7 protein-coding genes and 2 pseudogenes are annotated in these 9,911 nt (G+C 68.0%); 8 read left to right on the top strand and 1 reads right to left on the bottom strand.

Annotated features, from left to right (window positions below):
• The 8 genes and pseudogenes from MXD62_RS26030 to MXD62_RS26070 form a co-directional block, all read left to right on the top strand.
• Positions 1-150 (top strand): potassium-transporting ATPase subunit C (locus tag MXD62_RS26030; protein ID WP_248832062.1); only part of this gene is annotated, 150 nt, incomplete at its 5' end.
• Positions 151-209: 59 nt separating this feature from the next.
• Complete coding sequence (locus tag MXD62_RS26035) at positions 210-920, top strand: response regulator (protein WP_248832056.1); 711 nt, start codon at positions 210-212, stop codon at positions 918-920.
• Between the two features lie 269 nt (positions 921-1,189).
• A pseudogene (gene lysA, locus MXD62_RS38900) lies at positions 1,190-2,515 on the top strand (diaminopimelate decarboxylase).
• 150 nt (positions 2,516-2,665) lie between these two features.
• Positions 2,666-2,929: a hypothetical protein gene (locus MXD62_RS26050; protein ID WP_248832057.1), complete on the top strand. Its 264-nt coding sequence runs from the start codon at positions 2,666-2,668 to the stop codon at positions 2,927-2,929.
• 1,023 nt (positions 2,930-3,952) lie between these two features.
• Complete coding sequence (locus MXD62_RS26055) at positions 3,953-4,564, top strand: hypothetical protein (RefSeq protein ID WP_248832058.1); 612 nt, start codon at positions 3,953-3,955, stop codon at positions 4,562-4,564.
• Positions 4,565-5,320: 756 nt separating this feature from the next.
• Positions 5,321-5,860 (top strand): hypothetical protein, encoded by a 540-nt coding sequence (locus tag MXD62_RS26060; RefSeq protein WP_248832059.1) that lies wholly within the window; start codon positions 5,321-5,323, stop codon positions 5,858-5,860.
• A 257-nt stretch (positions 5,861-6,117) separates the two neighbouring features.
• Complete coding sequence (locus tag MXD62_RS26065; protein ID WP_285224188.1) at positions 6,118-6,306, top strand: winged helix-turn-helix domain-containing protein; 189 nt, start codon at positions 6,118-6,120, stop codon at positions 6,304-6,306.
• Positions 6,307-7,209: 903 nt separating this feature from the next.
• Positions 7,210-9,177, top strand: a complete 1,968-nt coding sequence (locus tag MXD62_RS26070; protein ID WP_248832061.1) for an APC family permease — start codon at positions 7,210-7,212, stop codon at positions 9,175-9,177.
• A 96-nt stretch (positions 9,178-9,273) separates the two neighbouring features.
• On the opposite strand, the pseudogene MXD62_RS26075 reads toward MXD62_RS26070, so the two are convergent.
• Positions 9,274-9,559 (bottom strand): annotated as a pseudogene (locus MXD62_RS26075) (helix-turn-helix domain-containing protein); the annotation flags it as partial.
• Positions 9,560-9,911 lie beyond the last annotated feature (352 nt).

Below are 9,911 nucleotides of genomic sequence, written 5' to 3' on the forward strand. Positions count from 1 at the left end.
GAGCGCGGCCTGCCCGCCGGCAAGGTCCGTGACCTCGTCAACGAGAACACCACCGGCCGGGCCCTGGGCTTCATCGGAGAACCGAGCGTCAACGTCCTCGAGCTGAACCTCGACCTCGACCGCGCCACCGCGGCACCCCGAGCCGGCTGAGATCCTGGGCATGGGGGATGCGCCGGGAGGAGCGCGCCGGCACTGACAGGAGCGGGCTGATGGGCAACGGACCTGACCCACATCACGGTGGCCGCGTGCTGTTCGTCGAGGACGAACCGCAGCTGCTACGCGCGATGCGGATCACCCTGCACGCCAAGGGATACGAGGTCCGCACGGCGGTCGACGGCGGGCACGCCCTGACCGAGGCCGCCGCGCACCCGCCCGACATCGTCGTCCTCGACCTGGGCCTGCCCGACATGGACGGCATCGACGTCATCCGCGGCCTGCGCGAGTGGACCAGTGTCCCGATCATCGTCCTGTCCGGCCGCACCTCCGGACACGACAAGATCGCCTCCCTGGACGCCGGTGCCGACGACTACATCACCAAACCGTTCTCCGTCGAGGAACTCCTCGCCCGACTACGCGCCGTCACCCGGCGAGGCGGCGCCGTCCGCACGGGCCCGGTCGCCGAGGTGGGCAACTACCGCGTCGACTTCATGGCCAAGTCGGTCACCTCCCGAGACGGTGGTCACGAACCCGTTCATCTGACGCCGACCGAGTGGCGGCTGCTCGAAGCCCTCCTGCGCAACCCGGGCATGCTCGTCAGCAGCCGGGCTCTGGTCAGCCAGGTCTGGGGGAAGGCCTACGCGGACGACACCTCGTCCCTACGTCTGTACATCAACCGGCTGCGCCGCAAGCTCGAACCGGACCCCACCCGCCCGCGCCACCTCACCACCGAACCAGGGATGGGCTACCGCTACCAGCCATAGGGGCAGACGGGCCGGTGGCGTCCTCGCCGCCGGCCCATCTCCTACCCTCCCGAGAGCGCCCGACTGTTTTGTCCTTTCCGTCTTCCCGCCCGCCGTTCTGCTGTTTCGGCGGGCGGGGATGAGGCGTGCCATCAAGAAGTCGATGTTAGAAGCCCGTTGAAAATTGCCGTGTTGGTGTGAGAGTTCTGTTAGAAGCCCTTTCCTTCTCCTCGCCGCGGGCAGTCCAATGGTGCCCACGAAGCAGATAGCCCGAACGGAAGGGGCATGTCATGACCTTGGGTGATCTGATCCCCAGTATGCGGGCCTCGTTGCGGTCGCGCCTGACGCCAGGCATGTGGCCGGACGGGGCCGAACTCGACAGCCGCGGCGAGCTGAGCGTCGCCGGGGTCGCCCTGTCCGAGGCGGCCGCACGGTTCGGAACCCCCGCCTACGTCCTCGACGAGTCGACGTTTCGCCGGGCCTGCCGGCGGTACCGAGCGACGCTGCCGGGCGCGGAGATCTGCTACGCGGGCAAGGCTCTACTCACCCGGGCCGTCGCGTTCTGGGCGGCCCAGGAGGGGCTGTCACTCGACGTGTGCTCGGCCGGGGAGATCGCCTCGCCCGCTCCGCCGGCTTCCTCCTGCACGGCAACGCGAAGACACCAGAGGATCTCAAGGCGGCGCTGGCGTACCGGGTCGGCCGGGTGGTGGTCGACTCCTTCGACGAGATCGACCAGCTCGGGATGCTCGGCAACGGCCAGAAGGTGCTCGTCCGGGTGACCCCCGGTGTCGACGGCCACACCCACCGGGCCCTCACCACCGGAGTCGGGGACCAGAAGTTCGGCTTCTCCCTCGCCGGCGGTGCCGCTGCCGAGGCGGCGTGCCGGGTGCTCGCGCAGCCGGGCCTGCGTCTGGTCGGACTGCACTGCCACCTCGGATCACAGCTCACCCGCGTCGGGCCTCTGGAGGAGGCGGCCCGGCGCATGGTCGGCCTGCTGGCCGATCTGCGTGACGCCGAAGGTGTGATTCTCTCCGAGCTGAATCTGGGCGGCGGTCACGCTGTCCGTTATGTCGAGGCCGATGACGAGTTCGACCTCGCCGGGTATCACGACCGGCTGACCGGTGCGCTGTCGTACGAATGCGAGAAGCGCGGGCTGCCCATACCGGTAGTCACCGTCGAGCCCGGCCGTGCCCTGGTCGCCCGCGCCGGAATCACGCTGTACCGCGCTGTCACCGTCAAACACGTTCCCGGGGGGCGCACGTTCGTCGCCGTCGACGGCGGAATGAGCGACAACCCCCGACCCGCTCTCTACGACTCCCAATACACCGTGGAGCTGATCGGACGGCCACGCCAGGCGCCCGCCCGGACCATGACGGTCGTCGGACGGCACTGCGAGTCCGGCGACGTGCTCGCCCGCGACGTGCCGCTGCCGGCGGACGTGGCGGCGGGGGACCTGCTCGCCGTCGCCTGCACCGGCGCGTACCACCACAGCCTCGCCTCCACCTACAACCTTGGTCGGCCGCCCGCCCGTGGTCGCGGTGGTCGACGGCGAGGCCCGTCTGCTCGTGCGGCGGGAGACCGAGGAGGACCTCCTTGCTCGAGACGTCGGCTGGTAGCGGCACCGGGCCGCGTCGCGCCGGCTCCCGCCGCGGCGGCCCGCGCCTATCCGGCGGCGCCCGCCATGGCCGGGCCGGCGATCTGGCCCACCGCCACGGACGCCTTCTCCCGCCTCTCACCACCACAGGCCTCACGGAAGGACCAGGCTCATGACCGGCTGGCCCCACCGCCGCGGCCCGCGCCGCCATGACGCTGTGCGAGAAGTACCCACCGCCCGCCAGGAACCCGTCATCGGGGCGGAGTCAGCCGACCACGGGCCGACACTCTCGGACGTCATCCACGACCTCACCGACCGCGGCTGGCCGATCGAACGGATCGCGGACGCGCTGAACACCACGCAGTCCCGTGTCAGGTCGCTCCTCGCCAGTTCACAGACCCAGCCGGCCAGTGTCCCCGACGACCAGGGGAAGTGATCACCATGGGATGCCGGCAGACCTCCGTCGCCTGGCTGCCCTACCCCGACGACCATCCGGCCTCCGCCGGGGGATCCACGACTCACCACGGTTCCGCCGCTCCTGGTGCTACTGTCTCCACGCGGTTGGTCATGGTTGTCCGAGGCTCCGGCAACAGCCCGCAGTGTCCAGTCGGCCCGTGCGGTGCCAGGGACCCACGCTGCCCGGCTGACCTCGCCGCCCCACTCGCCTTCCTGGCCCCACTGATCATCTGCGGCGTACTGGTTCCCCTGGAGCAGCTGATTCCCCTGAATCTGGAGATCGCGCTCCTCGCACTGGCTGTCGCGGTCGTTGCATGGACTGCCCGACCTGCTGCTGGTCCACTCGCCGTCGTCTCGTCCTGCCTGTGCCTCAACGGCATCAGGCTCAACGACCGTGGCGTCCTCCTACCGCACCCGGCGATCGACTTCCCTGTCCTGCTCGCGTTGACTGCCGTCTGGCTGACCGTCTGGGCGGTGCGGGAGACATCCCTGCGAACAGGCCTGCACCATAGTCATAGCTGGTTGGGCCTGGATACCGGACCTGGCCGCGCTGAGCCGATCAGGCCCTTTCGTGGGGTGGAAGAACTGGAATAGTAGTGTCGACCTGGAACTCTTAAGTGGTTCGTCCGTATCTGTCGCGCAGACTCCGGATCCCAGACTATGCCAATCAAGACTTTCAAGGGGCGACCAACCGGTCCACCCGAAAAGCCCCGGGAACAATCCTGATCGCTGCGGCGTGGCTGCCCTGATATCCGAGTCTCACCGAGACATCGGACCGTCGTGGCGCAGGACCGCAACCTCGCGCCGCAGCGCCGGCATCTCGATTTTCCTGGACGCCAGCGAACGGCCGGGCCGAACCAATCCGTGACCGCGACCGAAGATCAGACCGGACATGCGCGGATACGGCTGACTACCATGCCGGCGATAGTCCCGTCGCGGGGCAAATCGGAAACCAGGCCGAATTCTGGCACCGTACCTTCGCCGCGCAGAGGAGCGCATCAAGATGAGAACCGCACAAATTACACCTCTGAACTGGCTAACCGCTCGAAATCTGTGCGAACTGGGCGAGCTGACCGCGCGCTGGCTCGAGGGCACTATCGCCGCAGGGCCAGCCTATGGCGGGACGCTGGACGAGGAGACCCGGACGATCGCCCCCGAGCTGGCCGCGACCAACCGCCGCGGACTCGTCACCCTGACTTTTCAGCCCGGTCGGCTCACCGCGGACGGGTGTGGCCAGCGCGCGTTTGTTGAGGGGTTCGCGGACGGAGCCGGCGCGCGGACGATCAGCCGCGCGCTGCTGGGCACGGACATCGTGCTGATCGTTAACCCACCGGCGTGGTCGGTGACCCGTGGGAGCATCCGGCCGCAGAGGTCGGTGGACATCGCAGTCAAGATTAACGTTGGCGGGCCGGTCGCCTCGGCCGGGCACTACCACACACGTGCAGACATCAGATATCTCTATGGCACCTGTGGTGGGTGCAACCGCCGCGCCGTGGCGAGCCTGGGCCGCGCCTATCAGATCACGGCCATCGATCCCGTGTGGGGGCGTCAGGACTATCTGTGGGATGCACTGGCACTGATCGGTCGGGACCCGTTCCAAGGCAGCGACTGCTGATGATCGCGCCGGAACAGGCCTGTCTCCAAACTGGGAGGGGTGAATCCTCCCGGAGTCTCTGGAGTCCGGACATTCTGGGTTCCTCTGTTTTTGTCAAGCGGCCGATGCTGGCGTCGTAGAGTCGGTGTCGGCGGGTCCGGGAAGTGACTTGTCCGAAGGGCTGGTGTTCGGGGTTGGGTCAGCCGCGCTGGATGTAGTAGTCGCCCCCGAGTTTTCTCCCGGGCCCATCTGTGGGCGTCGCTAGTCGGTGATCGTGAGTCGGCAGGGGTGGTCGCCAGGCACCTCACCCAGTCGCGGGCCCGACATTGCCCTAATGAGGGGATCGGCCGGAATACGCCGCAGCTCGGCCAGGCGGTCAACGGTGTGCTCGCCGACGGGCAGTCCGGCCATGTATGTCACACTCATCGCGACGCGGGGCTCCCCTGGGGTTGATCTTTGGTCGGAGAAGCCTTCATACCGGGGCCCCGCGTTACCTCTTCTCCCGCCCCCTCGTGCCGCACCCGCCCACCACACCCCGCGATGGTTACAGAAAGTGGCGGATCGTTGCGCGGAAAGGCTCACTGGGCTGGCACGATCCGCTCGGAGTGGGCTTCCCCCGCACCGCGGTACGCGGCCACCGGAACCGGCGATCGCTGTTAGCGGCGTGTTAGAAACGGCCGGGTTCCCGTTAGCATCCTGTTAGTGATCGCCAACTGTGCGGTCTGGCGCGGTTGACTGCGGTGGTAGCCATCGAGTTGTCGACGCGGGGTGATCATTGTGGCCGACGAAGAGCGGGGGGTCGCGGGGTTCTGGCTGCCCTATCCCGATGATCGGCCGGCGGAATCGGAGTCAGCCGCCCGGATTGACCTGGCTGATGCGGGACGGGACGGTGATCCGCGGTGTCCGTCCGGGCTGGCCGCCGCATTTGCGTACTTCGGTCCGTTGATCGTGGGCGGGGTGCTGGTGCCGTTCGGTGCGGCGGTGCCGCTGGCGGCGGAGGTGGCGGTGTTCGCGATGGTGGTGGCGGCGGTCGGGTGGATGGCCCGAGCCGGAGCGGGCCTGGTGGCCGTCGTGTCGTCGTGGCTGTGCGTCAACGGGTTCCGGGAGAACACCGCCGGCGTGCTGTCGTTGCATCCACGCGTCGACGTGCCGGTCGTGGCGGTACTCGCGACGGTGTGGCTGGTCACCTGGTCGGCGCGGCTGCTGTCGCTGCGGCGGGTCGCCGCCCCATCCGTCCTGCACGCCGGCCGGTCATCGCTCGGTATTGGGGCGACGGGTCCTTTTCCCCGGCCGCGGCCGGGGACCGGCCGGATCTGAGCTGGACTGGACTGGGCGGTGCGCGTAGCGGCGCCAGGCCGTCGCGGGATGAATCCGGGCTATGACTCGCCGTGGTGCTGGCGCCGATGCCGGGCTGGCTTCGTAAGTGGGAACGTTCTCGGTGACATAGCCACCGGGCCGGTGGTCGAGCTTGGCCGGTAGGGATCGACCTCGCGAAAAGGCTGATCAGCCTGCGGAATCACCCCGGCGATCCGACCTCATCCCCCACGATCGGCGAGGAGGATTGGCCTGCTGGCCTGCGGCTCACGCCGACGGAGTGGTGGTTGTTGGAGGCGCTGGTCCGCCATCCCGGCAAACTGGTCAGCCACCACCAACTGATCAGCCGGGTCTGGGGGCCCGGATACGCCGAGGACAGCTCGTCGCTGCGCCTCTACATCAATAAGCTGCGCCGCGAGCTCGAGGCGGCATCGGATACCGATATCTGAGAGCGCCGGTCCTGGACAGTGAGCACCCGCGTCCCACAAGGGCGGCGAGCCGGGACTCCACCTAGCCCGGCTCACTCCTCCCCGCCGTCGTCATCGTCAAGTTCGACCGCGTCCGGGTCGCGCAGCGGCCGCCTGCACCGAACCACCCATTCGTGGTGCACTACGCAGCATCCTTCCCGTGGAAACGACCGAGACCAGGCCGGCGGACCCAGGTGCCTGGCAACCCTGACCGCCGAGGTCGTCCTGCTTCCGCCGGCTTCGGGGACCACCCACCCGAGGCATCAGTCCGTGGTGAGCCGACCGCCCCACGACGTCGACTGATCCACCGGTAGCCGGGCCGTGAGGATGGCTACCACCGCAGCGACGTCGCCTGCCTGACCGAGCAGCCGCTCACCCGGCCCACATCCGGCCCGTGAAGTACGGCGCGACAATCATCAGGAGAATCACGTAGGGGCCGCGACTGCGGCGAGTGCCGCCGTAACCAGTGTCCCGATGGATGCCGCGAGGCCGAACTCCCCCGCATCGCGACCGGGTAGAAAATGCCAACGGCGGCGGCTCCCCGTGCCCGGACGAGAGGACAGGCTTTTGACGGGAAGGCGTCGGTTTCTCACGGGCCATTAGCCCACAGCAATACTTATATGCTGCCGTATCGCACTTGCCGCCGTGGAGATCGACGAGGCGGGTAGGCCAGTGCCAGGACGGCGGCTGTCTTGGGCTGCAGTGTCCGGGGTTGGTCCAGGCTGAGGGCCAGTATGGTCGTGCGCTCACGGTTCTTGATCAAGGCTCCTGATCAAGAGGTGCACCGGTAGCGTCGGATCGCCGCGGTGGTCGTGCCATCGGCTGGTAACGAGGAGGTCTGATCCGTGATGGTTGGCCATGCTGAGCGCGGGGACGGGATCTCAGATGGCTGGTGACCTGACCAAGCGGCTGCTGGTGGGCCGGCCGATGCGTTCCGACCGGCTGCAGGAGACCGAGCTGCCCAAGTGGCTGGCGCTGCCGGTGTTCTGCAGCGACCCGCTGTCGTCGGTGGCGTATGCGACCGAGGCGATCCTGGTGGCGCTGTCCGTCGGCGGGCTGGCTTTCTACCACACCGCCCCGTACATTGCCGCAGCCGTGGCCGTGCTGCTGGTCGTGGTGGTGCTGTCGTACCGGCAGACGGTGTATGCCTACCCAAACGGCGGTGGCGCGTACGTGGTCGCCTCGGAGAACCTGGGCCGGACAGCCGGGCTGGCCGCCGCAAGCGCGCTCCTCGTCGACTACGTGCTGACCGTGTCGGTGTCGGTTGCCGCCGGCGTCAGCAACATCACGTCCGCGGCTCCGCGGCTGGCGCCCGACGCCCTGCCGATCTCACTCGGGTTTGTCGCGCTGTTGATGCTGATGAACCTGCGCGGGGTGCGCGAGTCCGGGCAGGTGTTCGCGATCCCTACCTACGGGTTCGTGTTCGGCGTCTACGTGATGTTCGCCTGGGCGGCGTACAAGGGACTGGCCGGACATCCGCTGCGGGCCGAGAGCGCCGACTACACCATCAGGTCCACCGGGCACACCGCGGGCATCCTCGCGGTGTTGCTGATCCTGCGGGCCTTCGCCAATGGCTGTACCGCACTCACCGGCGTCGAGGCGATCAGCAACGGGGTACCGGCATTCCGCCGTCCCAAGAGCCGCAACGCCGCACAGACGCTGACGGGGATGGCGTTCCTCGCGGTCACGATGTTCGTCGGCATCACCGTGCTCGCGCTGGTCAGCCACGTGCACATGGCGGAGAGCAGCTCGCAGTACGTCGGCCTGCCGGCCGACGCGGACGTGCCCACCGCGATCTCTCAGGTGAGTGAGGCGGTGTTCGGGAAGACGTTCTTCTTCTACTGGAACACCGTGTTCACCGCCGGCATCCTCATCCTCGCCGCGAACACCGCCTACAACGGGTTCCCCGCGTTGGCTTCGATCCTGGCCCGCGACCGGTTCCTGCCCCGCCAGCTGTACAACCGTGGCGACAAGCTGGTGTTCAGCAACGGCATCGTGCTGCTGTCTCTGGCCGCCGCGCTGCTGCTGATCGCGTTCGACGCGGACACCAACAAGTTGATCCACCTCTACATCATCGGCGTGTTCGTCTCCTTCACCCTCAGCCAGGCCGGCATGGTGCGGCACTGGCAGAAGGAGCTGGCCGCGTCGGCCGTCGCGGTGGGAGCGGACCCGCTGGCGCGCCGGCGGGTCCGGCGCTCCCAACTCATCAACACGGTCGGCGCGAGCGTCACCGGCCTCGTGCTGATCATCGTGCTGGCCACCAAGTTCCTGCAAGGGGCCTACATCGTCGTCATCGCGATGCCGCTGTTGTTCCTGATGATGCGCGGCATCCGGCGGCACTATGACCGGATCGCCGAGCAACTCGCCCCACCCGACGCCGTCAAACTCACCCGGCCCAGCCGTAACCACGTGATCGTGCTCGTCTCCCGGCTGCACCTGCCCACCGTGCGGGCGCTGTCGTACGCCCGCGCGCTGAACCCGAACGTACTGGAGGCGGTGACCGTCGCCGTCACTGCCGAGGAGGCCCAGTCCTTGCTGGACGAATGGGAAAGCCACGGCGTGGACGTGCCACTGCGGGTGCTCGACTCGCCGTTCCGCGAGATCACCCGCCCGGTCCTCGACTACGTCCGCTCCGTGCACCGCTCCAGCCCCCGCGACGTCGTCACGGTCGTCATCCCGGAATACGTGGCGACCCGCTGGTGGCAGCTCATCCTGCACAACCAGAGCGCCCTGCGGATCAAGGCCCGGCTACTGTTCCAACCCGGGGTCGCCGTCACCAGCGTCCCCTGGCTGATCGACACACCGCCAGGCGTCACCGAGCCTCCGAAGGCCGCCAGCACCAGAACCCCGTGACCGTCTCCGGCGGAACCCCGACAGCATGCGGTGTGCCAGAACTGGGAGTGTCCGACCTTCGGCTCTGGTGCACAGTCGGTGGTGACTGTGTGTTATCCAGCGCAGCGCGGTGGCTGGGGTGACGAAGAATGAACCCCAGCGAGCCCGCGGTAACAGCCGGGACAGGGCTGCGAGGATCACCCGATCTGCCGGTTCCAGGGTTGGACGGTTCACCTGCCGGCGCAGCACCGCCACCTGATGTTGCAGGAGGAGAAGCTCGACGTCCTTCGCAATGTCCCCGCGCGAGCAACATCAGTCCCAGAGCGTTGCGTGTCAGGGCGTAGAGCAGGGACCACACCATGACGATCCAGACTGCCCGACACGGACCCCGTCTCGCAGGCAAACACGCAGGTCACCGCCCAAATCGGGATTCGGGAGCCCCACAGCCCAGAACGCCAGACCTCGCCTACGCAACAGCCCCCTATTTCCCCATCGGCATGACCGTCACTGAAAGCGACTGATCCTGGCCCTCCAGTCAGCGTCATAGCCGCAGGCATCCGGCGCCGTTCTGTCACCGGGCGATCGCCGCGGGGGAGCGGTGCTCGGATCGTGGCATGTGCGTGCGGTTCCGTTGGCTGGAGTCGGTGCACACGCAGGGTTCCTGGATCTCATCGAGTTGCCCAGAAAGGTCTCCTGCGGGCACTGGCTTGACCTTGACCCTGCGTCAGGCTTCCAGCATGGCGGCATGACCGCTA

Source organism: Frankia sp. Mgl5 (assembly GCF_023242985.1).
Classification (GTDB): Bacteria; Actinomycetota; Actinomycetes; order Frankiales; family Frankiaceae; genus Parafrankia; species Parafrankia soli.

Coding starts and splice junctions, on each gene's coding strand:
- MXD62_RS26035 (WP_248832056.1), top strand. CDS start 210: ATGGGCAACGGACCTGACCCACATCACGGTGGCCGCGTGCTGTTCGTC.
- MXD62_RS26050 (WP_248832057.1), top strand. CDS start 2,666: ATGACCGGCTGGCCCCACCGCCGCGGCCCGCGCCGCCATGACGCTGTG.
- MXD62_RS26055 (WP_248832058.1), top strand. CDS start 3,953: ATGAGAACCGCACAAATTACACCTCTGAACTGGCTAACCGCTCGAAAT.
- MXD62_RS26070 (WP_248832061.1), top strand. CDS start 7,210: ATGGCTGGTGACCTGACCAAGCGGCTGCTGGTGGGCCGGCCGATGCGT.